This is a genomic window from Oceanococcus sp. HetDA_MAG_MS8 (assembly GCA_019192445.1).
GTDB lineage: Bacteria > Pseudomonadota > Gammaproteobacteria > Nevskiales > Oceanococcaceae > MS8.
Genome location: JAHCMK010000003.1, coordinates 16,160 through 41,089 on the forward strand (window position 1 = coordinate 16,160; position 24,930 = coordinate 41,089).

A 24,930-nucleotide genomic window follows, 5' to 3' on the forward strand; every position below is an offset into this window, starting at 1 on the left:
CCAGCCGCGATGGGCATGGCCATGAACGAACTGCACCCCCTGGACTGGGCCTGGTTACTCCTAGAGTCTGCTCGCGCCCCCATGCATGTGGGCTGCTTGCAGGTGTTCTCGGCGCCTGCCGATCAACCTGAGCACCGCCTTTTTGGTCCGGCGCCTCGCTGGCGTGGGGAGGTGGCTGCGGTGCCGCCGTGGAACTGGCGGCTACAGCGTCCCTTGCTGGGACGGCCATCGTGGGTGGAAGACACGCAGATGGATCTGGAGTACCACTTGCAAGATTGGGCGCTGCCGCAACATCAGCTGCAGCGGGAACTGAATCGCCTGCTAGGGCGCCTGCATGAGCAAGCTCTGGATACCGAGCGGCCTTTGTGGGAATGTCATCGCATCCATAATTTGGCGCCGTCACGAGTCGCGGTGTATTTCAAGCTGCATCATGCCTTGGTTGATGGAGTCGGAGGTGTGCGCCTGTTGCAACGTTTGTTGCAAACCCGTGCCGAGGATGTGCAGCCCCTACCGGCTTGGGCGCGATCTAGCCAAGCACCCTCAGCGATGGCGACGGAGTCTGCCCCAGCTTCTGCTTGGCAGCGCATTGGTCATGAGCTCAGCCGTGAGCTGGGTGAAGTTCCGGATGTCACCCGTGCTCTGGCCCAGCTGGCGAGGCGTAGCCTGCATCAGGCCGGCTCTGACTTGAGTGCTCCCTTTGCCTCACCCGCAACCATCTTTAATGGGCGGGTCTCTCAAGAGCGGGCTGTCGCGCGTACGCATTGGCAGCTTGATCGCCTGCAACACCTGGCCCACCAACGAGGCTGTTCCGTGAACGACGTGCTATTGAGTGTGTGCGGCGGGGCCCTGAGGCGCTACTTGATCCAACATGCACAGCTTGCACCCACCAGTCTGACCGCTGGAGTGCCAGTGTCACTGCGCCAGCCCGGCGATGTGTCTACGGGATCCGCTTTGAGCTTCATGGTGGCCGCCTTGCACACCGAAATCGCCGATCCCGCACAACGTCTACAGGCGGTCACCCGATCCACCCGCGCTGCCAAGGCCCACCTGAAGGGTATGCGACCGCAAAGCCTGCCCGACTACACCTTGCTCCTCATGGCTCCGGCGATGGTGGAGATGTTGAGCGGCTTGGCGGGGCGTTTAAGACCTCCCTTCAATGTGGTTATTTCCAATATTCCTGGGCCCAGTCAGCCGCTGTATGACAATGGCGCAAGGCTAGAGGCCATATATCCCAGCTCGATCGTGACGGACGGTCAGGCGCTCAACATCACGGCCATGTCCTACGCCGGCCAACTCTTTGTGGGGCTCACGGCGTGTGCGCGCAGCGTGCCGCATGTGCAGCAGATTGCGCAGGCCATGGATGAAGAGCTAGAGGCTTTGGAGGCAATCACCGAGGAGGCTGGGCAAGTGCAGTCTTGCAGTGCCAAAGCCGGCTGACGCTCAGCGGCAGTGATGCCCGCTACGCGTCTTAGTCCAGCGCGATGGGACACTGGAAATCGGAGGGCTTGAGGGCCAGCACCGCACAATTCACCTGATTCAACACATCTTCTGCGGTGTTGCCGATGAGCAGTCCGGCGAGATGGCTGCGCCCTACGGTTCCCATGACCAAAACCCTAGGGCTGAGCATCTGTGCTTGCTCGGCAATGACTTGGCGGGCATCCCCGCGCCGCAACACTTGGTGGCAATCCAGTGCGGGATGTTCTTGTTCCAGAGCTTGACTCAGTTCCCGCAGGCCTTGCTGCGCGCTGGCTTCGCAGCTGTGGGCATAGTTCGCGGCGTGGTCGTCGGCTTTGGGGTCGTCCACCCAATAGCGGATCACATCGGCCGCAGGGGCATCCCAAGCATGCGTGAGGTGTAAGGGTAGGGACCAGGTCAATGCCAGGCACGCGGCTGCATCCAGGACCCGTTGATTGAGCTGATCCAGCAGCTCGTTCTCTGCTGCGTCGGCGTCTGCTAAGTCCACACTGGCCACAATGTTGTGGCGATCGGTATTGGCTGTCAGAGGGTGAAGCCAGACCGCAGCCGGGCATTTGCGGAGCAGATGCTGATCCAAACTGCATAGCAGTCCGCGCTGCCAGCGATGATGCTGGCTTGTGGCTTTGAAGACCAGATCAATCTGATGCTGGTCGACGTAGCGCAAGATCTCCAAGAATGGTCGGCCGCAGCGCAGGGAGAACTCAGCCGGATAGTCCATAGACTGCAGCAGGGGTTGGAGCACGGTTTGCAGATGTTGGCGGGCTCTTTGTTCGACTTGTTCGGGCTCGAGTTCGCTGGCGCGTGCAAGATGATGGAGCTCGCGTTGATCAATCACCATGAGCAGGTGGAGTTCAGCCTGCCATTGCTTGGCCAAATGCGCTGCTTGCTGAAGAAGCGCGGTTTCCTGCTGGGGGTCGTCGACGTAGACCAAGAGGCGTTTCCATGGAGCGGGTGTTGTCATGGGGTCATGAGGTCCTAGGCATTGGAAGTGGCGAGCAGGAGTTGGGCCGCGCGGTCGGCCGCGTCGATATAAGGATGCAAGATCAGGTTGGGGCTGGCTACTCCGCTTGGTGCCTGGCTGGCCACGCTGCTTGAGAGCGCCAGTTGGCCTTGGTAGCGGCAGTGCCTTAAGTGCTGTTGCAATAAAAATTGCGGATCTTCGCCCCGCGGTGAACGAGGGTGTGGGGGCAGGGTCGAGACCACCCAGCGGGCTGTGCTCAGGGGCAGTTCGGCCACGAAATCGCCATCACCCACATCGCCATTCCGACAAGCAATGCCGGCGAGCCTGGCTTGCTGCGCAATGTCTGGATCCATATCCACACCGAGTACCTTATGGCCATCGCGTTGCAGCGCTTCGGCCAGCGCCCAGCCATAGCGGCCCAGGCCAACAATCACAAACTCGGCTTCGGTCGGCGCTATGGCGCTGCTTTCCAGACTGGCTGCTTGAGCACGGCGGGGCAGGGTTTTTAACCAGGGCTCCATGCGCGCATATAGCAGGTGGGAATAGCTGATCATGTACGTTGAGGCGGCAATGGTGATGAGGCCCACCAAGGTCACCAGTCCTAGAGCGCCTTCCGACACATGCCCCAAGCTCACACCCATGGCCATGAAGATCAGCGAGAACTCGCTGATCTGCGCCACCGTCAGCCCGGCTAGAAACCCGGTGCGGGCGCTGTAACCTAAAGCATTCAGTATCAGCAGCACGATGAGGGGGTTGCCCAGCAGCACAAAGGCGGAGAGCACGGCGGCGGCCGGCAAGTTGCTGCCCAGCAGCGAGAGCTGCAGGGAACTGCCCAAGGCAATGAAGAAGAACAGCAACAAAAAGTCCCGCAGTGGCGCCAGGCGGGCTGCGATCTGATCCCTTAAGGGCGTGGAGGCGAGCGTGACGCCGGCAAGTAAGCCGCCCAGTTCCTTGCCAAAGCCCAGATAGTGACCTACCGAGGCCCATAAGGCCGCCCAGCCAATGGCAAAGCACACCAGCAGCTCCGGCGCACGTGCTAATTGGTGCACCAGTGGGTTGGCCAAGTAGCGCATAAACAGCGCTGCCCCGAGAAGCAGGCCGAGGCCAGCGCCGAGTGTCTGCCAGAGTTGGGGCTGTTCAGCCGCCGCCTCCGCATCACCCAGGGCCATTGTGGACAGCGTCATCATGGCCACTACCACCACAAGGTCTTGCACGATGAGAAATCCCAGCGCAATACGTCCGTGCAGGGCGTCCAGCTCGCCTTTATCGGTTAAGAGCTTGACGATGATGATGGTGGAAGAAAATGTGAGCGCCACCGCGGTGTATACCGCGGTGATCACATCCAGACCCAGAGCATAAGCAAGCCCAAAGCCCACAATACTCGTGAAGGCCACTTGGCCCAGGCCCGTGAGCACGGCCACCTTCCCCAGCTTGCGAACCAGGCTCAGATCCAGTTTGAGCCCCACCAAGAACAGCAACAGCGCAATACCCAGCTTGGCCAGCATCTCAATGGGTGCATCGGAGCGGGCCAGGTTGAAGACATCCGGCCCGGCCAGAATGCCGACCGCGATAAAGCTCACAATCAGGGGTTGGCGGAGCATAACGCCGACCATCCCCACCCCTGCCGCGAGCACCAAGAGGCTGGCAATTTCATAGAACAGATAGCCGCTGATCGCATCGGTCAAAACATGGCTCCACACTGTTGAAAGGCAACTGTATAACGCCGATTGCTGCGGGACTAGCTCTAGGCTCGCTGCCCGGCCACAACTGGACATTGGGCGATACATCGGGCACTCTATGCTGCATTGCAGCAAAAGCGTGGTCCCGCCTGGGCGCGTGCAATTCCTATTTTTTTGCGTTGTCTTATGCGCCGCCTACGAGGCCAGGCCGCACGGCAGCGCTGTGCTTATGGAGTGCTTAATGACCGAATCTGGTCTGACCCCCGCCACCCTCAAAACCAACTTATTCAGTGGATTAACTGTGGCTCTGGCCATGGTTCCGGAGGCGATCGCCTTCGCTCTTGTGGCGCAGGTGTCACCGCTAACGGGTCTTTATGCGGCCATTCTTGTCAGCCTGATTACCTCTGCATTCGGCGGCAGGCCCGGCATGATTTCCGGTGCGACCGGCGCCCTGGCGGTGGTGATGGTGGCGTTGGTGGTGGAGCATGGGGTGCAGTACCTCTTTGCCACCGTCGTACTCATGGGCCTCTTTCAGCTGCTCTTTGCTGGTGCCCGCCTTGGCAAGCTCATCCGGATGGTGCCGTATCCGGTGATGCTGGGGTTCGTGAATGGCCTGGCCATCGTGATCTTCATGGCGCAGTTCCACCACTTTAAACAGCCTGGTCCGGACGGTGAGTTGGTGTGGATGAGCGGTATGCCGCTGTATGTGATGTTGGGCCTCATCGCCCTGACCGTGGCAATCATCTACCTCGCACCCAAGCTCACGCGCGCCGTCCCAGCTACCTTGCTCGCTATTTTGAGTGTGTCGGCACTGACCCTGGGGCTGGGGATCGATACCAAGACCGTGGGCGATCTGGGTTCCATTGCGGGCGGCTTGCCGCAGTTTGCAATACCCCAGGTGCCCTGGAGTTTTGACACCCTGCGCATCGTCGTTCCTTACGCCCTGATTCTGGCGGCGATTGGTTTGATTGAGTCCTTGCTGACCTTGAACTTGATTGACGATATGACCGACACCCGCGGTCAGCCCAATAAGGAATGTGCCGCTCAGGGCATGGCCAATGTGGTGACCGGTTTCTTCGGCGGTATGGGCGGTTGCGCCATGATTGGTCAAAGCATGATCAATGTGGGCAACGGTGCTTTGCATCGTATTTCCGGGCTAGCCACTGGTGGTTTTCTGTTGATGTTTGTGCTGTTTGGGTCTGCATTGATTGAGCAGATTCCCTTGGCTGCTCTGATTGGCGTGATGTTTGTGGTGTCGGAAAAAACCTTTGAATGGGGCAGCTTTCGCTTGTTCGGCAAAGTGCCACGCACGGACGTTTTTGTGGGTTTGACCGTTGCTGGTGTGACGGTGGTGGCAGATTTAGCCGTGGCGGTCGTAGTCGGTGTGATTCTCTCGGCTTTGAGTTTTGCCTGGAAACAAGCCAAACGCATTCAGGTGCAGCGCGTGCACGAGGAGCAGGTAGGCACGCTGTATAGCGTGGAGGGCATTTTGTTCTTTGCCTCGGTGACCAATTTTGCCGAGAAGTTTTCGCCACGCGCCGATGCGCAGGAAGTTCGGGTGGACTTCTCCGAGGCGCGTTTGATGGATCATTCCGCGATTGCTGCGGTGAGCTCACTGGCCGAGCGCTATCAACGCGCGGGTCGTCATTTGGTGCTGCTCAACCTGACCCCCGAGTGCCAGGACCTACTTCGGCGGGCGGCTCGTATGCTGCCGCTAGAGTTTGCACAGGGCGAAGTGCGCTTGCCCTTGGCGGCCTCGCTATAAACCGCGCTCGAGTCGCGGCGCGGGGGCACGCTAGCCGCTAGTCAGTTTGCCGCAGCTGCCTCTGAGGCTAGGGCGGGGGGAGGCCTAAGGCTTTCCTTGCCTCTGGCGTTTTGAGCACGAAATCGGCGCCTAAGTGGTCTTCGCCGGCCGGCCCACAGAGGTAAGCAACGGCTTGGGCTACCCATTCCGCGGGAATATGCGCGCTGGGCTTGAGCCGGCTCACCGGGTTCACCCCAGACTCCCGAATGCGGTCCTGCATCGCCGTCGCCACCGTGCCCGGGCTTAAGCCCAGGGCGCGCAGGCCACGGTCGGCATACTCTTTGTGCAGGCTGCGGGTCAGGGACAGCACCGCGGCTTTACTCGCGCAATAGGCGCTCCAGCCCTCTAGCGCCGAATAAGCTGCTCCGGAGCTAATGTTGATGATGGTGCCTTGACCGGCCTCCAGCATGCCAGGGATCACCGCACGCGAGGCCAAGTAGACTCCCTTGATATTGACATCGATGGCCCGGCTCCAGGCTTCTGGGTCGGTGTCATGCAACTTGGCAATGGGGTCAATCACGCCGGCATTGTTCACCAAAACATCCACCGCCCCAAAGCTCTGCTGGGTTTGTGCAACAGCTTGTTCCAAGGAGTGGGCATCGGCGACATCGCAGGCAAGCGCCAAGGCCTTCCCGCCCTGGCTTCTGATGCTTTGAGCCTGACTCTCTATGGCTTGAATGCTGCGGGCTAGAAGCACCACTCTTCCACCCAGGCTAGCCATGTGACGCGCTGTTGCGGCGCCAATGCCTCGGCTAGCCCCCGTGATCAGCACAACACGGTTGGCGAATGTGGGTCCACTATCTTGCATGCCTTCAGCCCTCAGTCGGCGGCCCTTCAGTGTATGCCAAGCCACGCGTCTCAGCATGTGCGCCCCCAATGCCTGGGGCCTTAGCCCAGATCCAGTGGAGGGGAGAGACAGGTAGGCCTGAACGCTTTGTGCCTGAGAGATACGGACGAATCCCGCGATGCATCAGCGTCAGCAGTGTTGAGATTAAACCCTTGGTTTCGGATCGATGCGGGTGGTTCGGCCGCTTCGGGTCGCTCTTGGTCGCTACCGGCTTGACAGTGTGCACTCAAATTATTTGAGCTTGCCCAGCCAGCTTAGCCAATCTTGGAGGCCCCGACGTTCCTTTTCGGCTTGGAGAACCTCCGGCGCTGGCGCTGGCGCACGTAGAAATTCATCACGGGCCACATCCGCCAGCGAGCGCAGACAGTCTTTCTGAGCGCGGGAGAGGTAAACGTCTGCGGTGTGGATCACACACAGGGTTCCCAGGCGTACATCTGGAGTGATCCGGATAGGCGCGCCCGCGTAAAAACGGATGAAGGGCGGGCCAGTCACTAAGGGGTTGTCGAAAAAGCGTTCATCAGCCAGGGCGTCAGGCACCTCGAACACATCCTGTTCGCTGGCGATGGCATGGCCACAAAAGGAAATGGTGCGCTCAGTCCCTGGAATACTCAAACCCATACAGGCCTTGAACCATTGCTGCTGGTCATCCAGTAGGGTGATCAGCCCGATGTCGGTATGACATAAGGTCCGCGCCGTGGAGGCTAGGCGCTGAAAGCGCTGCTCCTTATGTGGATCCATGATATTCAATGCCCGCATGACGGCGAGCCGTTCTTGTTCATTCGCGAGAATGGGGGCAGGCATCATGGCGAAGGCCTCTGGCGCGGTTGAAACTAGACCTCCGCTAACGGTCCCATGACAATACCGAGTGGGTCAACTCATGGCCGCACTGCTTTGGGCGAGATTGCTGCAAATCCTGCGTCATTGCCGCTGATGCCTGCCGGGATTCCTTTGGCGCATTTTTACTGTCACGTTTAGATATTTATGCATTCAGAGTCTGAGTGGGATTCGGTAGCCAGCCTGCAACGGCGACTGATGATGCGGCCCGTGGACTGCGCCTTTGCGCGCTGGTCCGTGCATATGCGCCCAGCAGATCGGGTCAGCGGCGATTTTTGTGTGATTGGGCGGCGCGAAGGTGATCGGCTGTGGGGCGCATTCGGAGATGTGATGGGGCACGGGCCCCTAGCCGCTTCGGTCAATGTGGCTATCCTTGCTGAGCTTGGGCACTTGGCGGACTGTTCCCCAGCACAGCGTTTGGCGGGGCTGAATGCCTTTTTGGAAAACGACCAAGGGCTGTTCGCCACCGCTATGAGCTTTGACTTGGGACCTGCCGGAGATTGCCTGCTGAGTAGCGCGGGTCACCCGCCGGCCTTGCTGATGGATTCCAGCGCGACTCGGCCGGTTCCAGAGTCGACGGGGGCACCGCTGGGTTTATTCGGCGTGGATGAAAACTATGCCGAGCATCACTTGCAATTGCGTCCGCAGCAGCGCCTACTCTTCGTGAGCGATGGCTTCTTGGAGCGCAATGCCGCCTCCGCGCGTACTAAAGCACTCCCCCTGCGTATTCAGCAGGGGTTGATGGCTGCCGCTTCAGCGAATGCGCTGAAGGAGGATATTGTGACCATGCGCCGACTGCTGGAGGCTGCGGTGAATGGCCGGCGCAAGGCTGCCGACGATCAGACCCTGCTGCTGCTGGAGTACCGCGGAGCTTCTTAGGCCGATGAGGGCTAATCAGTGTGCGCTGAAGGCTTGGTCCTAAGATCCCCAGGTCCAAACATCCGAATCGGGCTTGCCAAGCGCTTCCGAGCTGCGGAGTAGGGAGCTGACAATGGCATCGACCCGTTGCGTCAATACTTGATCGGCATCGAGTTGCATCAACTCTCGGGCAGCCTCCAGCATGGAGCGGCGCCCGGCCTCCAGCCGTGCAATCAAATCGAAAGCATGCAGCGCGGAATACACCACAGAGCGAAGGTGGTCCTGAGTCCATGCTGCCTTTGGCAAGAAGCCATCAAGCTCTAAACTGAGTGTGGCTTCCCACTCTGTGATGAGCTCGGTACGCGCCGTTGTGAGGATGATGCGCGTCATCCAGGTGTGGTCCTGTTCGCGTAGATTGCGTATGAAGTCCGCTCCCGTTTGTTGCGCCGCAAGGTCCCAGTCGACAATGGCTACAGCGGGCGGAGAAGGGTGCCACCGGGTCAGGGCCTGGGCCGGCGTCTGGCACCATTCGAGGGTGGCAGGGCGGCTCCTGAATCGCAGTCCGTCCAGCAACGCTGCACACAAGTCGGCCATATCCGGATCATCATCGAGCAGCAGAACCCGCCAGCTGGGCTGGGCGTCATCCGCAAAGGCAGTGTCTGACTTCATCGTGGCTTACATCTTCTTGGGCTGTGCTCTGACACAAAACTCAACCGATTCGGCGCAAAAGTTGGCGCGTTCGGACAAGTTCACAGTATGCTTGTGGAATAGGTTGAAAGACCACATAACTACAGTACCGGAAACAGGGTGGGGAATTGGTTGCTAAGCAGGAATATGCAGTTCCGCTAGAGCTTGTACAAGCCCGTCGACTGCGTGAGTGGATTGCACAGGCCGGCGGAAGTGATAAACCCGAATGGGCCCAACACTTAGTGGAGTCCGTGCAGCTTTGCCTCACCGAGTTGCTCACCAACCTCATCGTCCACGGGGGGCGCCAGGGTTTGGCGTCCATCAGCTTGGCGCGTCATGCACAAGTGTTAAAGGTGCAAGTCCGCTGTGCGGGGCATAGCTTCTCTTCCGTAGATGAATTCGAGCAGGCCAGGCAGAGCTCCTGCGCTGTGCTAGAGCAAGCTGCAACCGATCCCTTGGCACTCAGCGGTCGTGGCATGGGGCTCATTTGCGCGGCAACACAGAGCTTTGAGTATTCCCAAGTCCAGGACAATGGCCAGGGGCTGGATGTTTATGAATTGGTCTTTGTGGTTGGCTCTGCACCTGCTGGACCCTGATACTCGAAGGCGAGAAAACTCAGGTCATCATTGACCCAGCCCTGTTTGCGCGCCATGCGCAGGTCGGCCATCGCCAAGTCGGCCAGCTCAGCTGCATCTTGAGATTGCTTCAGATGCTTTCCAAGCCAGGTGCAAATTCCTTGTGTTCCATACAGCTGCCCCTGCGGGGTGCGCTGCTCCAAGATGCCATCGGTGTACAAAAAGAGCACATCACCTGGAGCCAAGGTCCACTGGTGCTCAAAGATATCCTCGGTTTGCAGCTCAAATAACCCCAAGGCAGAGCTAGGCCCGCCGATCAGGTGCAAGGACCGATCTGCGGCGCGTATCCACACCAAAGGCGGGGCGCCGGCGCTGTGCAGTTGGACTTGGCCATCGGCTTGAACTCGGCAGTGCATGGCTGTTGCAAAGAGGACTTCGCTAGAACTGTTCAAAGTGCGGTCGATGTCCTTGAGCAAAGCCACACCGTCAGCGTATTCCTTGTAGCGGGCGCTCAAGGCCTGTACCGATTGAGTGACCAAGGCCGCGGGTACGCCATGGCCCATGGCATCGGCCAGAGTGATCACGAACTGCTGATCATCAGCGGCCACCACGCAGGTATCCCCCGTGACATCGGCCATGGGCAGAGAAAAATACCGACTCCGGCCGAAAACGGTTTGTGTTTCATGGGGCTGTAATGCCCGTTGCAGGTTGCCGGCAGCTTGCAGTTCATCATGTTGTGCCTGCGCCCGTTCCTGCAGATTCTTTTGAACCCGGCGGCGCTCGCGGATTTCCCGCCGCAGTGAGTCAGTACGTTGCTCTAATATGGATTGCAGGTCGGTTTGGTGGCGCTCTAAGGCGCTGCGCATTTCCTCATTCCAGTCCAAAGACTCACTCAGTTCCATCTCTAGCTGACGGATGGCACGCGAGAACATCAGCAACAAAACACCGATAGCGCATTTCACCAGGGCATGCGCAAGCAGCAGAAAATTCTGTTCGTGATATTGAAAAACCTGCGGTGAGGTCAGATGATGGAAGGAGGTAAAACAAACGCCTCCGGCAATCATTGCAATGCTTGCCCACAGCGCTTTACGGTGTCGAATACGCCCAGGCGCAAAGGCAAAGGCAAAGGCAATGGCCTGGGCCATGGACGCAAATGCGCTGCCGCTGGCAACCGCCAGCAGCATCAGCTCTATAGCAGCTGCGCTTGCCTCCATCTGTGGGTTCCTCAATGCCCGTCCCAGGCTGCATAATGTAACAGTGGCTTTTAGGCCTGTCGTGGATTGGCGCCACGATATTTGGTCGTTACATGAGGGATTCCGACAGTTTATTGCTGCGCCTCATATTGCAGTGCTGGGGAGGTTTATGCCCGCCGAGAATGCTGCGCTTAATCGCAGCCTGCGCGAGCAGCGCGGGATTTTTCTGGTATTCGTCGTCGTCGAACTATTGGCGGCAGCCTTTAGCTTGCACCTCAGCATGCAAGTCGATGGGCATGGCGAAGCGCATTACCAACTTCAGCTCATCATCACAGCGATGGTGGTCGCCATGTTGGGCCTGTGCGCGTTTATTGGGGTGTCTGAAGCGGCACGGCCCACAATTTTGGTGGTTGGCGCGGCGGTATTTGCCTTGTATTTTTCGCGCATGGCTTATGCCATTTTTGTGTGTGCGCATGAAGCCGAGTTGGGTCTGCCGCCCATTTTCATCCATGGTGTGACGGCGATCGTTTTTCCCTTTGCCATCTTAAGACTGCGTCACGCCACCTGGCTCTCAGCAGGGGCTGTGGCAAGTTTTGCGCTGCTGTTTGCAGCGGGCGCTGCCTTTGGCGGGGTTGATCTGCAGTCCGCCCATGCCATGGAAATACTGCAGCAAATAGTCTTTGTGAACCCCGCGCTATTGTTATTACTGCGGTTAAGCATCGAGGTGCAAGCACGCTTGCAGGAGCAAGCTTTGATGTCCTCGCAGGGCCGCGCGCTACCGGAAGTGCCCGTAGTTTTACAATCGCCTGCCACAAGTGTGCTGCAATCCGGGTTGCTGACCGCTAGCGAGTTTGTTCGGGCGACACGCCGTCTCGGAGCACAGCTTCATCAGCAGGACAGCACCACAGTGGTTGCGGTCTTGGATCTGCTCGCGACGGAGCTGCGTCGCCCTGGGAGCAGACCGCGGTCACCTTCGTCACTGTCTGCGTCGCGCTTTCTACACTTGCGTCTGCGCGAGCTGTTTGGTTCGGCCGCATTGATCGGCCAGTTATCAAAGTTTAGGTTCGCTATTGCCTGTGAGACAGCCGACATCGACAGCCTGATGGACCGGCTCATCGACTTTGCCTCAGAGCAAAACGGCTATGGACAGGAGGCGGGAAAGCGAGTTGCGCTGGGCCTAGTCGAGTATCGTGTGGGCGAATCTGTGCACACTACTTTGGAGCGCGCAGAGCGAGCCGTGGAACGCGCTAAGCCGGCTCAAAGCACCGGGGTGAGCTTTTCCTCAGCAGATTTTACTGAGCTATAGCGGCGGACAATAAGGGCTGTGTTGGGAGCGTCGGAGCCCGGTAAAGGATGCCCAGGATTAAGTGTTTGCCTTGGCCATGGCGCTGTCGACGTCGGCAAAGCTTGGAATACGTTGGTCGATCTTCAGAAAGCTAATCATCTCTGCAGGCTGGCCTTGACTGCCGCACATGGCAAAGCTGAGCGAACGAGCGCTACATTGTTTGTACGCGTAAACCAATAAGCCGATGCCGCTGGAGTCGATCATCGGAACGCTGCTGAGATCCATTACCACGGATTGAGGGTTGGATTTGAGCAGCTTTTCCAGCTCGGGGCGAATGCTCTGCACCTCAAAGGCATCCAAGTCTCCGCTGATTGTCAAAACCACGGCGTTCTTGCGCTTGTCAACTGTGAGAGGCATGAGAAAAGTTGTTCATTGCGAATGGGCCTAGTTTAACAACTGCGGCTTAGACACTGCTTGGGCGGAGCGGATGACGGCAGTCACGGTCGCACTGGGGGCTTCGTCGCTGCTGACTTTGCGCTTTACGTCAATCATTTGACGCAGGACGCCAAATCATTGATTTGCAGGGCTGCACATCGCATATTGGGCGCTTTTTTAGGGGGAGCAGTTCAAGGCCATGCACCGCTCAGAGGAACACTTTGCGAACTCCAACTCCTTGGTGCACGGCGGCATGGTATCTGTGGCTTGGTTGTACCCCGTTTATCAGGAGCTCAAGGCCAAAGCGCTGTTGCCGAGGCTGCGGTCTGCAGAGGGGTGGCTGGTAGGTTCCGATCACACCCACCCTGACATGCGCCTGAGTCATGCTGAGGTGTATTCCTTTTGGGAGGCTGTGCGCACGCAGGTGCCGCAGCTAGAAGAAGCCCTGCTCGGTGCGGTCGAGCGCGTGCGCCTATTTGATCATGAGGGCTTACTTCCTGCGGCGTGTAGCGCGCCAACCATGCTCGAGGGCATGCGGGTCCTTGAACAGTACTGGTCTATTGCTCACGAACTCTTAGTGCTGGATGTCTTCGAGCTCGATGGGGCTTTCGGAATCCGCCTGCGCAACGACACCCGCGTGCACGCTCTCGATCAGATGTTCTGCTTTTTGCTGCTCTGCCGGACGCTGCGCGATATGTTGGGTCAGCGTCCACAGGTGCATGCGCTCTGCCTGAACTTTGCAGAGCCAGAATTAGAGTCAGCGATGGAGTCGGCCCTGGGTGTTCCCGTGTTAACGGACGCAGGGTATTCCTCGTTACTGCTAGACCGAGCGCAGGCCAAACTGTCTTTGCCTTTTGCACGGAAGCGCGTGCACCAAGCTCAATTGGATCTGGCCCGGCACGCGTTGGCGCGTCGCAGTAGTGAGCTGCAGGTGCGCACCGAGGAGTTGGTCGAAACCATACTCAACCGCCGTGAAAGCCCGAGTTTGGAGCGCGTTGCTCAGGGGCTGTACATGAGTGCGCGAACACTGCAACGCAAACTGGCGGCGCAGGGCTTATCGCTGAGTAGTGTGGTCACCGTGGTGCGACTGCGGCTTGCTCGGCGATATTTGCTGGCCTCTCAGCGACCAATAGAACACATTTCCTCGCTGTTGGGGTTCAAGTCTCAGGCCAGCTTTTCGCGCTTCTTCGCCGAGCATAATGGGATGGCCCCCACAGATTTTCGTCGCCGTCAGGGCATGCTGAATGATGCTCCGCATCGCCATTGGCGGCCGTGATGGAAACGATGCATTGGATAACTCAGTCCGAAGCTGGGATCATAGCGAGAGTAGATCCATCGGGACACGGGATGTTGAGCCGAATGCAGCGACTGCGCGACTTGCGCAAGCCGCCTCATACCGCTGTGATTTTGCAATCCTTGGCTGAGGTATTGTCAAATAGCGTCGATGCTGGGCAGTTGCGCTCTTTGCTCTATTTGGCAGGAGAGCAACTCGGGCGGGATCACCCCACGCCGCAGTGCGAGACCATTGAAGACTTGGAGCTGGCAACCAACCATATCTTCCAGGAATGGGGTTGGGGCTGGGTCACGATCACGCTGCGTGAAGATGTGATCGATATAGAGGTCGGTGATGCGCCTGTGCACAGCATTTTTGGTCCGAATAGTGCTGAGTGGGCGCCAGCCGTCTTTGAAGGTTTACTCAAAGAGTGGTTGGTGGAGCTCGGTGCTGGGGCCGACCTGGTCCTGCGGCAAATCATCAGTGACGCCGACGATCCACATATTTTGTACTTCCGAATGGCTCACGCCAGTGTATTCGACAGTGGGGAGAGTGAAGCATGACTCGGCGCCCACCGCAGAGCAGCGTAGACATTATGGCTAAAGACAGAAAACCCGATGCAGACAGCAAGCAAGCCATTGACGACGTGCAGATGATGCTGCGGTCCTTGGGGCTGGCAGACTTTGGTTATCAGGATGAGCCGCAACCCGATGGTCGGCCGTCTTGGGCGCCCGCGCGCGTGCCAGCCTCGCCCGAGCGTCGTCCATCGCAGCGGCCTCAGTCGCAGGCTGTATCTGCTCAGATCCCAGTTGAGAAGAACTCCGCGAAGAAGAGCGAAGAGAGCAAGCGGGAGTCGCCGCGAGCCCCTGCGCCGCAACAGGTGGATGCGCCAGCCGTGCCTGCGAATAGAACCCTGCACTCACACAGCGCGCCCCCCAAATCTGTGCCTCAGCCGGGCCAAGCACTGGAGCAGCCGCGGGCTGAGGACAAGTCTGTGAGCTTGCGTGAGGCCTTTTCGCGCTTAGCCGCCAAGGCGCCTGCAGCCAAACCCAAGGGATTGAAGCTGCAGCTGGATAAAGTGCCCCAAGCGTCCAGCCCAGCGCGGAGCGTGGCGCGCAATAGCAAACGAGACTTGCGCAGTGTCTTCGGCCGCATGACAGCGCGCCCGCCAAAGACATCAGGCTAATCCACTTCCTCCGCCAGTGGGTGTAGCCCATTGGTCTTCGATTGCCTGAGGCCAAGATGCTGTTTTCCGTCAAACCCAACACATTACTGCTGATTTTGGCTGGAGCCGGGCTGGCCTTATGCGCCGCGCCTTTGCTCACCATGCAGCTCAGTCTTGTCGGCCAGCTCCTGTTTGGCCTGGGGTGTATTGCCACCAGTTATTTGCTCACGCGACTGAAGGATCGGCCGTGGCTGCTCTATACCCTGATGGGGATATCGGGCTTAACCACCTTAAGGTATCTGAGCTGGCGGCTGACCCAAACCATGCCCTTTGGTCCGGGCTTTGGCCTCGTCGATCAGGTGTTGGCGCTTGGCCTGATTGCAGCAGAACTCTACGCCCTGGTGATCTTGGTTTTTGGCTACTTTCAGGTACTCAAGCCTTTGCGGCGCAAACCGGTCCGCTTGCCCGCTGATCAAGACCTGTGGCCCAGCGTAGACGTTTACATCCCTTCGTATAACGAGCCTTTGGATGTGGTCCGCCCTACTGTACTCGCGGCGCTCAAGCTGGATTGGCCTGCGGAGAAACTCAAAGTCTATGTTTTGGACGATGGGCGCCGAGAGGAATTCGGTGCCTTCTGCGCGCAGGTGGGTGCGACCCACATCACCAGGGACAACAACCGGCATGCCAAGGCTGGAAACATTAACCAAGCCATGGAGAAGACGACGGGAGAGGTCATCGCCATATTCGATTGCGACCACATCCCGACTCGGTCCTTTTTGCAGTTGACGGTTGGCACCATGGTGGCCAATCCCAAAGTGGCGCTGGTGCAGACTCCGCACCATTTCTTCTCACCCGACCCTTTTGAGCGCAATCTCGATCTGTTCCGCAAGGTGCCCAACGAGGGTGAGCTGTTCTATGGCTTGCTCCAGGACGGTAATGATTATTGGGGGGCGACCTTCTTTTGCGGCTCATGCGCCTTGCTGCGTCGTACGGCGCTGGAGGAGGTCGGAGGTATCGCCGTGGAAACCGTGACCGAAGATGCGCATACCTCTTTGAAAATGCACCGCCGCGGTTGGGAAAGTGCGTACATCAACATTCCCCAAGCCGCTGGCTTGGCCACCGAATCGCTGTCTGCTCATGTTGGCCAGCGAATTCGATGGGCACGCGGTATGGCGCAGATTTTTCGCGTTGACAACCCGCTGCTGAAAAAGGGGCTGCGCTGGGGACAGCGAATCTGCTATGCCAATGCCATGCTGCACTTTTTCTATGGCATTCCACGCATTGTGTTCTTGACGGCGCCATTGGCTTATTTGTTCTTCGACGCCAAAATTATTGCCGCTCAGGGCAGCCTGATTGCCGCTTACGCCTTGCCCCACCTGGTGTTGGCGATTATGACCAACTCGCGCATTCAGGGGGCCTATCGACATTCCTTCTGGGCAGAGGTTTACGAGACGGTACTCGCTGCATTCATCATCGTCCCGACCACATTGGCGATCGTCAATCCCAAGCTGGGTAAATTTAACGTGACGGCTAAAGGCGGCATTGTCGATCGCGATTACTTCGACGCGGATATTGCCAAACCCTACATGTGGCTATTCATCCTGAATATGGTTGGCATCGCAGTGGGTATGGGGCGGCTGATGTTGCCCGACGCGGCGACCGAAACCCTTTGGCTGAATATGGGTTGGACGGCGTACAACCTTTTGATCCTGGGGGCGGCCATTCGGGTGGCCGCGGAGAGCCAGCAGCGTAGGCTGCATGTGCGCGTGGATATGCACGTCCCCCTCCTAGTACGGCCTGCGCCGAGCGCCGAACAGCCGGACCCAGATTATGAGATTGGCGAAACCGTGGATATGTCCTATGGCGGGCTGAGTTATCTCTCGCTGGGTCTGATCGATCTGGACGATGGTGCTCCGGTGGAAGTGGCCTTGCTGCCTGAACGCAAAATCATGTGGTTACCAGGCACCGTTCGCCGTATTGGCGAAACGCGAGTTGCCATCCAGTTCTCGGAGATGACCTTGGAACAACAGAGCTATTTGGTGTACGTGCTATACGGGCGGGCCGATTCTTGGCTGGCCTGGCGTAAAGAAGAAACCCGTGATCGGCCCTGGCGGGCTTTGGCACATGTCGCCCGTTTCGGTTGGGCTGGCGCTGGAATCGCGCTGCGCTCCTTGCTCAATGGGCTTCGAGGAGCCAAGCATGCTTAACAAATTGTTTGTCCCCGTCTTGCTGGCCTTGGCGCTGGTTGGGCCTGGTTATGCGCAATCATTGGCGGCGCCGCTCAGCGCTCCTGAACATGGCTATGCCATGGCTGCTGAAGGTCCGCAGCGTCTGGATTTTCGGCGCCTGGGGGCGACCACCGCCCTCCGTCTGCGGGGGGAGTTCGCGCAATACTCCCTGCCATTTGCGGTGCGTGAAGACCAATATGTCCGCGATGCGCGTCTGGAGTTGAAGGTGGCTTTCTCTCCGCAGCTCAATCCCGAGCGTAGTCAGCTGCGCGTATTTCTCAATGATGAGGTCGTCGCGGCTGCTCGCTTAGCCGATTTGCCAAGTCCAGGCCAATGGACTCTGGCTTTGGATCCGGCCCTGTTCGTGGTTTACAACGATTTACGCTTTGAGCTCATTGCCGCCGACGCAGGGGTTGGCCCCGACAACTGCTTGGATCCCTTGAGCCCAGCACTGTGGCTGGAGGTGGCGCAGTCGAGTGCTTTGCAGCTGGAGTTGGGCAACCTGCCTTTGGCGCCCGACCTCGGCCGCTTGCCCGCGCCTTTTGTGAGCGCCGCAGATAGTCGGCGGGTTGGAGTCACGATGGTACTTCCCAGCCAGCCTGGTCCGCAGACGCTGCGCGCTGCGGTGACTTTGGCCAGCTGGTTGGGTATGCATGCCGATTATCGGGGGCTGGAGGTGACGGTGCGCCAGGGTGAGCTGCCTCCTCAGGGGCATGTGATCGTGCTCCAGAACACCACCGAGACGCGCCGGGCGCTGACAGCAGCGAGCATGAATGACGGCCCCCTCGTTCGCATCCAAGGTCACCCCCTGGATCGATCGGCGCAAATGCTCATCGTCTCTGGGGCCACACCGGAGCAGATGTTGCTGGCCGCACAGGGGCTGGCCTACGGGCATGCGGGTATGAGCGGAGAGCAGGCACGGGTGGTGAATTTCTCGGTGCCGGAGCCGCGGCCGCTTTATGCATCGCCGCGTTGGCTGCAAACGGAGGAATCGATTGCCCTAGACGATTTGATTGATGATCCCTTGTCGGTGCGCGGTTTGAATGCCGGGCCACTACAAGTGGAATTCCGGCTGCCACCGGATCTCTACTTTTTCTCCAGCGCTGAGCCGCGTTTGCACTTCGATTACCGCGCATCCGTGGCTGCGGCTCAAGGGTCATCTCTGAGTGTCTTGCTCAATGACCAGTTCGCTGATCAGGTGCCGGTGGCTCGGCGCGACGATGGTCGTGCCACGCGGGCAGTGACCAGCCTGCCGCCGACTCAGCTGACCCACCGCAATCAACTGAGCTGGCAATTCAACTTTGTCAAAACCACCAATAAGCCCTGTGAGGCCTATGACAGCAATAGCTGGGAGGGCTCGATCGATCGCAATATTCGGATGGTCTTGCCCAGACATGCGCACTTTGCGCAGATGCCGAACTTGGCCAAGCTGCGCAATGGAGGCTATCCCTTTTCACGGGCGGTGGATGGGGCACAAATGGCGTTTGTGCTCGGCCAGCAGCCCAGTTCCCAGGAACTGTCGGCTGCTCTTACCTTGGCTGCCTACTTAGGCCGCGAAGCCGGCGTGCCTTTATGGCATGCGCAAGTGTATGCCGACAGCCCCGCGGTCTTGGAGCAGGACAAGGACTTATTAATCGTCGGCACTCTTGCGGGTATGCAAGTCTTGGATGCCCTCGACGATGCACTGCCGCTGAGTCGGGAAGGCAATACCTTGCGGCTACGCCGCCCCTCATTGGCCGAGCAAGTGCAGGCCTGGCTAGAAGATCGCGACCTGCAAGCGGCCAATGACTACGCCGGAAAGGTGCTGCTCGAATCTCAGGGACGACTTGCGGCCTACATGCAAATCGAGTCTCCGCAGCATGCCGGGCGCAGTGTGGTGATTGTGGCCGCCGAAGACCCTAGTGGTCTGCCGCAAGCCGCGAAGACCTTGCTCGACCCCGGGCGGGCGCAATACCTCAGCGGCGATCTCGCTTTGGTCAATGCCCGACAGGTATCCAGCTTTGACCTGGGGCCCCGCTATGGTGTGGGCGAACTGCCGCTGGATCAGCGGGTACTGCGTTGGTTACAGCGTCACCCTTACAGCGTCATCCCTCTCATGCTACTGACGGTGCTGCTCTTTGTACTCTGCATACGTTTGGGGTTGAGTCGCCGTGCGGGTTAGCGCTCATGCCGGTTAAACCGCGTCGACTGCCTTGCCTGCGAAGGCTTGGGGTGCTCTGCTTGTGCCTGGGTATTTGCTTTCAGGCTCAAGCCAGCTCCTGGCCGCTGTGGGAAGGCTTCAAGCAAGGTTTTATCAGTGACCAGGGCCGGGTGATTGATTGGCAAGACGGGGCCAGAACGGTCTCGGAGGGGCAGGTGTACGCCTTGTTCTTCGCGCTGGTCGCCAACGATCAAGAGACCTTCGAGTCGGTACTGGAATGGAGTGTGGCCAACTTGGCCCGTGGCAATGTCGCTGACATTGGCATGGCATGGTTGTGGGGGCAGGACAAAGTCACCAAAAGCTGGGGTGTCTTGGATGCGAACCCGGCCACCGACGCCGAAATGTTTCTAGCTTATGCGTTGCTCGAGGCTGCTCGGCTGTGGCAACGGCCAGACTGGGCGAAACTGGGTGATCAGGTCTTGGCCAGGGTCGAGTCACAGATGATCAAGCGCCAGGGGGATCGGGTGGTGTTGTTGCCGGCTCCCTTCGGTTTCGAGTTGGCCCAAGGCCTGCGTACCAATCCTTCCTACTTGCCGGCCTGGCAGCTGGCTTACTTCGCCCAACACTCCCAAAACCCGCTGTGGTTTGAGCTGTTGGCGCAGCTTCCCCAACTCTTGCAGAGCAGCAGCCCCCATGGTTTGCCTCCAGACTGGGTGCTGGTCACGCCGGAAGGCTATGCGCCTGACTCAGAGCGGGGCACTTTGGGCTCGTATGACGCCATTCGCTGCTACCTTTGGGCAGCGATGAGCCCCGCCCATACCGACCCAGACAAACACGCTCTCAAGCCGGTGATTACCCTGTTGCAGCGTCAGCAAACCGCTCCGGAGCGTTGGGATGTGGCCACAGGCTGGACCACGGGGGTAGGGCCAGTGGGCTTTGAGGCTAGCCTGGCCTTGTACGCCACCTGGCAACAAGAGCCAGAGCTGGCGCAGCGTCTCTGGGCCCGCGTGGCAGCGCAAACGCACGATGGTTTGGTCGGGTCGCCGGCACGCTATTACGATCAAGTGCTCACTCTGTTTGCGCAGGGTTATGCGCAGAACCGCTTTGCCTTTGCCGCTGATGGCGCTTTGCGTCGTGGGGAGACCCTGTGATGAAGCCGACCCTCTTGCTGGTCTTGACTCTGTTACTTGCTGGGCCGGCCCAGGCGCAAGATTCCAACAATGGCTTGCAGCCCCTGATTGACCGAGCCGAGGAGTTGGAATCTCGCGGTCGTTTGGACCTGGCCATACAGACCTGGGAACGACTGTTGAGCTTGCAGCCAGACAGTGAGCTGGCGCTGGCTCGTTTGGCCGGTCTGCATGAACAAAACGGTGCCGCTGACCTCGCCGCGCAATATCGGCGACGCCTGGCAGAGCTCAACCCAAACAGCAGCCACTTACAGGGCTTGCAGGCCAAACAAGAGGCCTTGTTGCGGCAGCGGGAGTTGGTCTCTACGGCTCGCACCGCAGTGCGTGAGGGGGATTTCGAGCGCGCGGCTCAGGCCTACTATCAGGCGCAGGATGTGCTGAGCCCGGAGGGAGCACTGGCCGTTGAAATATATGAAGGTATGGCCGGACAGGAGGCCTATTGGGAGCAGGCTGAAAAGGCTTTGCGCTCACTGGCACAGGCCGATCCCGATAATGCTCGCTTGCAGCTCGCCCTGGCGCGCGTGCACTCTTATCGACCGCAGACTCGGCGCCAGGCCATTGCTGAGCTATTCGACCTGCAGCAGCAGCTGAGTGTCGCCGCACCTGCCAAGGCCAGCTTGCGTCAGGCCCTGATCTGGTTGGAGCCCAGGGCCGCTGATCGTGGCTTGATTCAGCGCTACCTGCGCGAGATCGACGACGCCCCGGAGATTCGCGCCAAACTCGACCTGTTACGCCGGCAAGCCAGCAATCAGCGCCAGCAGCGCATTCAAGATCAGGCCGATGAGGCTTATGCTCTCTTAAGTGCAGGTGATGTTGCGGCTGCACGGCTACGGTTTCAGATGCTCGCAGAGCAGTACCCAGATGCTGGAGCGCCATTGGCTGGGCTGGCTGCCGTGGCGCAAACGGCCGGTGACCAGGAACAGGCGGTGGCTTTCTACGAGCAGGCCAACCGCAAAAGCCCGGCCCAGTCTCGCAATTGGGCCGCAGGGCTGCGCAGTGCCCGCTTTTATCGTGACTACAATCGCGCCGAGCAACTGCGCCTGCAAGGCAACTGGGAGGCGGCCGTGCCCCTCTTTGAGCAAGCGTTTGCCGCTGCGCCACCGGATGTGGATCCGAGCTTGCGCTTGCCCTATGCGCTGAGTTTGCAGCAGCAGGACAACTTCTCGGCTGCCATCGAGCAGTTGCAATTGGTGCTCGCCCAGCAGCCCAATCAAGCCGATGCGCGCCGGATGCTTGCCGAGGTGTATTTACGCCAGGGGAATTTAGCGGCCGCGGAAGAGCTGGTATCTACTGCAGAGGACGAGCAAATCCGTACCCGCTTACGTCCAGCGCAGGCCGAGCGGCTGCGCGATCAGGCTCAGCAGCAGTATGCGGCGCAGCGCTACGCTGCTGCTCGTAGCCTGCTGGAGGAGGCCCTGACCCTAGACCCCGACAGCCCTTGGATCCGGCTTGATCTGGCCAGGAATCTGCGGGAGTTGGGTCAGGTGGAGGCTGCGGGTGATCTCCTCCAATCCTTGCTGCAGACGCATGGTGACGAAGCCGATGTCCGCAAGGCGGTGGCTTACCAGCAGGCTGATGCGCAGCAGTGGCCTGCGACGCTGCGCATTCTGGAAACCATTCCCGTCGCTGCACGGGACCCGGAGCTGGTCAAACTGCAGCGCAGAGCCTGGATTGAATACCAAATTCAGCGTGCCAAGCAGGCCGCGGCACGGGGGAATTGGAGCACCGCAGATGCGGCGCTCTCAGCGGCAGCGCGGGCTGTAGGCAATGATCAAAGCTACTTTCCAAGCTTGGCCACGGGTTGGCAAACACTGGGAGACTCCGCACGGGCGCTGAGTTATCTGCGCAGGGCGATGGCCGGCGAAGCCGCAGATACCGGGGTCAAGTTGCAGTATGCCGCCATGTTGCTGCAAAACGGTCTGGACGCGGAATTTACCGCCTTGGTCAACAGTTTGCGGGATGAGCCCCTGTCCTCGACGCAACAACAGAATCTGCAAGAGTTAGTTGTGGGCTACCGGCTGCAGCTGGCGGACAGAGCCAGGGAGGCCGGCGATTATGCGACGGCTTATGATGCTCTGCGCGACGTGATTGTGCGCAGGCCCGAAGACACCAATGTGGTGCTGGCGCTGGCCCGTATTTTCGCTGGCGCTGGTGATCATGAGGAAGCGCTGGCCCTCTACCAGCGGGTCTTAGATGAAGAACCCGGTCACCGTGCTGCCAACCTGGGGCTTGCGCAAACCGCCATTAGCGCTGGCCTAGATACCGAGATAATCCGCGGGGCATTGCGGCGGCTGCGGCGCGAGGATGCAACAGACCCTGCCTACTTAGAACTGGAAGCTCAATATGCCCAGGCGCGCGGACTAGATGCCCGGGCCTTGCGCTTTATGCGGGCGGCGCAGCGTCAGCAGCAGACCAAGGAGACCACGCGCCCACCTCGGTTGGCGCTGCAGCGCTTAGCACCGACCAACTCAGTGCCATCCACGGCGGACGCTATTCCCCTGGCAGAGCCGCTGGCCCTCAAGCCTGGGGCATTTGCACGCCCTGTGTCTCCGCAGGCAGAGCCAAGTCTGTTTGCCCAGTTGCAGCCCTTACGTTTGCAATCGGCAGATTCCACCACGCAGATGCCCGCGAGTATTGTGCTGAAGCTGGCTCCACAACTGCGGCCACGTTTTTTACGCTCGCAGCAATCCCTGCCCGCGAATGAGAGCGCGGAGAATCGGCCCATGCGTAGCTCTCCTACGGCCATGCAGCGACTACAAGCGCAGGTCAGTCCTAGGGCGACTGCGGACCTACGCTCTAGACTCCGCCAAGGGGAGGCCGGTTTGTCACGCTTATCCGATGTGGCGCTACCCCTGCAATTGCACTCCAAAGCTTTCGAATGGGGCACGGTGGGCGTTGCCGTCCGGCCTCAGGTGATTAGTGCGGGGGAGCTGAGCGGCGAAGCCCGCCTGCGGCTGGGGACGCTGGCATTGATTGGAGGCGGGGAGGCGGACTCGATTTCTGTGAACGACTCGGGTTTGGCCGGTAGTTTGCACTTTGCCCAGGGCGCGTTGAGCGCGAGCATTGGAGTGACGCCCTATGGGTTCTTGGAGGACCGCCTCACAGGGCATGTACGCTGGCAGCCCCAATGGGGCGATTGGCAGCCCAAGCTGGGTTTTGTGCGCCTACCCGTCACCGATAGTGTTTTGTCCTGGGCTGGCCAACGCGATGCTTTGCTGGGCGTAAATTGGGGCGGTGTGTCCCGCTCTGGCATGGAGCTTGGTCTGGTGCGCGACATTGGCTTGTCCGGAGTCTATGCGGATCTACGCGTATCCCAGCTGGATGGACGGAATGTGGATGAGAACGCCAGCGTGGAAATGAGCGCTGGCACCTACCGCCATCGCGATTTACCCACATGGGGCCGGCTGACCTACGGCTTCAACATCACGGCCTTTGGTTATCAGACTTTCCGTGAAGACGGCGCGCCATGGTTTCCAACCAGCGCCATACTTCAGCAGGAGTTAGATCTGCTGCGCGTCGCAGAGCCCGAGCTAGACCTAGCTGGGGGTTATGCAGGCCTCGATGATTCCGGTTTGGCCTACTTGCTGCGCGGCGATTTGAGTTACCCCGTAGCGGATCGGCTTGCTGTCACGGGGCGTTTTTCCGTAGATAACGCCCAGAACTTCCGCGAGTACATTTTCCATATGGGCTTGCGTTATTCCTTTACCGGTCCCGTGGAGTTCAACAATGCCTTTGCGCAAGACTTCTTCCGCTAACTGGATGCTGAAAAACCCATCTCGAGGACTGCTACGCCGCATCTTCGGTCTGGGCATCATGGGGGGCGCCTGTAGTGTGCTCTCAGGAGCCGCGTTGGCGGCGGATCTGGCCCCACTCATTGATGGCCGTCTGGACGCGGCCATCCGCAGCTTCGAGCAACGCTTGGCGGCCAATCCATTCGACCCGGTATTGCTCAATAATTTAGCGGTATCAGAGGCCCAGGCTGCGAACTACAGTGGTGCTCGAACCCTGCTCAGGCGCGCCGCGAAACTCGCTCCGAAGAATATCGTCATCGCCGATAACTTGGAGCAAATCAACCAATTTCTGGACCTCAGAACCCAGCAGGCAGAGTCACCTGAGGCCGCAGCCTCGCAGACACAGGCTCCAGAGGTGCTCCCCGCACCTCCAGCACTTTGGATGTCGCCCCGAATGTCGCCCCGAATGTCCGAAGAACAGTAGAGCACGCCGCAGAAGATTGAGGCATTGACCTCGGCGCGGAGGCCAAGGCGAATGCCTGAGCCAAAGCGCTCAGGAAGCAACGAGATAC

Annotated in this window: 20 protein-coding genes; 13 read left to right on the forward strand and 7 right to left on the reverse strand. The window is 59.4% G+C overall.

From position 1 onward, the window contains the following. Positions 1–21: 21 nt before the first annotated feature. On the forward strand, positions 22–1,437 hold the full coding sequence (locus KI787_05845) for a wax ester/triacylglycerol synthase family O-acyltransferase (GenBank protein ID MBV6629464.1): 1,416 nt from the start codon (positions 22–24) through the stop codon (positions 1,435–1,437). A 31-nt stretch (positions 1,438–1,468) separates the two neighbouring features. Here KI787_05845 and KI787_05850 read toward each other — a convergent pair whose 3' ends face one another. Further along, complete coding sequence (locus KI787_05850) at positions 1,469–2,437, reverse strand: universal stress protein (GenBank protein ID MBV6629465.1); 969 nt, start codon at positions 2,435–2,437, stop codon at positions 1,469–1,471. A 14-nt stretch (positions 2,438–2,451) separates the two neighbouring features. Beyond that, positions 2,452–4,110, reverse strand: coding sequence for a cation:proton antiporter (locus tag KI787_05855; protein MBV6629466.1), 1,659 nt, complete (start codon positions 4,108–4,110; stop codon positions 2,452–2,454). Positions 4,111–4,345: 235 nt separating this feature from the next. Here KI787_05855 and KI787_05860 point away from each other — a divergent pair, with 235 nt between their 5' ends. Further along, positions 4,346–5,881 (forward strand): SulP family inorganic anion transporter, encoded by a 1,536-nt coding sequence (locus KI787_05860; GenBank protein MBV6629467.1) that lies wholly within the window; start codon positions 4,346–4,348, stop codon positions 5,879–5,881. A gap of 67 nt (positions 5,882–5,948) precedes the next feature. Here KI787_05860 and KI787_05865 read toward each other — a convergent pair whose 3' ends face one another. Together KI787_05865 and KI787_05870 are read right to left on the reverse strand one after the other, a co-directional pair. Beyond that, positions 5,949–6,728: an SDR family oxidoreductase gene (locus KI787_05865; protein ID MBV6629468.1), complete on the reverse strand. Its 780-nt coding sequence runs from the start codon at positions 6,726–6,728 to the stop codon at positions 5,949–5,951. Between the two features lie 270 nt (positions 6,729–6,998). After that, positions 6,999–7,571, reverse strand: a complete 573-nt coding sequence (locus tag KI787_05870) for a GAF domain-containing protein (protein MBV6629469.1) — start codon at positions 7,569–7,571, stop codon at positions 6,999–7,001. A 177-nt stretch (positions 7,572–7,748) separates the two neighbouring features. Between KI787_05870 and KI787_05875 the strand changes: the two genes are divergently transcribed. Further along, complete coding sequence (locus KI787_05875; protein ID MBV6629470.1) at positions 7,749–8,480, forward strand: serine/threonine-protein phosphatase; 732 nt, start codon at positions 7,749–7,751, stop codon at positions 8,478–8,480. Between the two features lie 39 nt (positions 8,481–8,519). On the opposite strand, the gene KI787_05880 is transcribed toward KI787_05875, so the two are convergent. Beyond that, positions 8,520–9,128 (reverse strand): response regulator, encoded by a 609-nt coding sequence (locus tag KI787_05880; protein MBV6629471.1) that lies wholly within the window; start codon positions 9,126–9,128, stop codon positions 8,520–8,522. A gap of 146 nt (positions 9,129–9,274) precedes the next feature. On the opposite strand from KI787_05880, the gene KI787_05885 reads away from it, so the two are divergent. Then, on the forward strand, positions 9,275–9,742 hold the full coding sequence (locus KI787_05885) for an ATP-binding protein (GenBank protein MBV6629472.1): 468 nt from the start codon (positions 9,275–9,277) through the stop codon (positions 9,740–9,742). Here KI787_05885 and KI787_05890 read toward each other — a convergent pair. Beyond that, positions 9,697–10,935 carry a serine/threonine-protein phosphatase gene (locus KI787_05890; GenBank protein ID MBV6629473.1) on the reverse strand — a complete coding sequence of 413 codons (1,239 nt, stop codon included), beginning with the start codon at positions 10,933–10,935 and terminating at the stop codon, positions 9,697–9,699. The genes KI787_05885 and KI787_05890 overlap by 46 nt on opposite strands. Before the next feature lie 148 nt (positions 10,936–11,083). On the opposite strand from KI787_05890, the gene KI787_05895 reads away from it, so the two are divergent. Then, positions 11,084–12,220 (forward strand): hypothetical protein, encoded by a 1,137-nt coding sequence (locus tag KI787_05895; protein ID MBV6629474.1) that lies wholly within the window; start codon positions 11,084–11,086, stop codon positions 12,218–12,220. 57 nt (positions 12,221–12,277) lie between these two features. On the opposite strand, the gene KI787_05900 is transcribed toward KI787_05895, so the two are convergent. After that, positions 12,278–12,616: an STAS domain-containing protein gene (locus KI787_05900; protein ID MBV6629475.1), complete on the reverse strand. Its 339-nt coding sequence runs from the start codon at positions 12,614–12,616 to the stop codon at positions 12,278–12,280. A 217-nt stretch (positions 12,617–12,833) separates the two neighbouring features. Between KI787_05900 and KI787_05905 the strand changes: the two genes are divergently transcribed. The 8 genes from KI787_05905 to KI787_05940 all read left to right on the forward strand — a co-directional run bounded on the left by KI787_05905 (position 12,834) and on the right by KI787_05940 (position 24,842). Then, the gene (locus KI787_05905; GenBank protein ID MBV6629476.1) at positions 12,834–13,910 is read left to right on the forward strand and encodes a helix-turn-helix domain-containing protein; all 1,077 of its coding nucleotides are present in this window, start codon (positions 12,834–12,836) and stop codon (positions 13,908–13,910) included. Between the two features lie 71 nt (positions 13,911–13,981). Next, on the forward strand, positions 13,982–14,470 hold the full coding sequence (locus tag KI787_05910) for a hypothetical protein (protein ID MBV6629477.1): 489 nt from the start codon (positions 13,982–13,984) through the stop codon (positions 14,468–14,470). Continuing rightward, positions 14,467–15,093 carry a hypothetical protein gene (locus tag KI787_05915; protein MBV6629478.1) on the forward strand — a complete coding sequence of 209 codons (627 nt, stop codon included), beginning with the start codon at positions 14,467–14,469 and terminating at the stop codon, positions 15,091–15,093. The genes KI787_05910 and KI787_05915 overlap by 4 nt, the downstream gene beginning before the upstream one ends. Positions 15,094–15,149: 56 nt before the next feature. Beyond that, on the forward strand, positions 15,150–17,279 hold the full coding sequence (bcsA, locus tag KI787_05920) for a UDP-forming cellulose synthase catalytic subunit (GenBank protein ID MBV6629479.1): 2,130 nt from the start codon (positions 15,150–15,152) through the stop codon (positions 17,277–17,279). Beyond that, on the forward strand, positions 17,272–19,461 hold the full coding sequence (locus KI787_05925) for a cellulose biosynthesis cyclic di-GMP-binding regulatory protein BcsB (GenBank protein ID MBV6629480.1): 2,190 nt from the start codon (positions 17,272–17,274) through the stop codon (positions 19,459–19,461). The genes bcsA and KI787_05925 overlap by 8 nt, the downstream gene beginning before the upstream one ends. A gap of 59 nt (positions 19,462–19,520) precedes the next feature. Then, entirely contained in the window at positions 19,521–20,591 is a 1,071-nt protein-coding gene (gene bcsZ / locus KI787_05930; protein ID MBV6629481.1) for a cellulase, read from the forward strand. Then, positions 20,591–24,382 (forward strand): BCSC C-terminal domain-containing protein, encoded by a 3,792-nt coding sequence (locus KI787_05935; GenBank protein ID MBV6629482.1) that lies wholly within the window; start codon positions 20,591–20,593, stop codon positions 24,380–24,382. Before bcsZ ends, KI787_05935 begins: the two co-directional genes overlap by 1 nt. Continuing rightward, a complete protein-coding gene (locus KI787_05940) occupies positions 24,354–24,842 on the forward strand; it encodes a hypothetical protein (GenBank protein MBV6629483.1) in 489 nt (162 codons plus the stop codon). The genes KI787_05935 and KI787_05940 overlap by 29 nt, the downstream gene beginning before the upstream one ends. Positions 24,843–24,930: the final 88 nt, after the last annotated feature.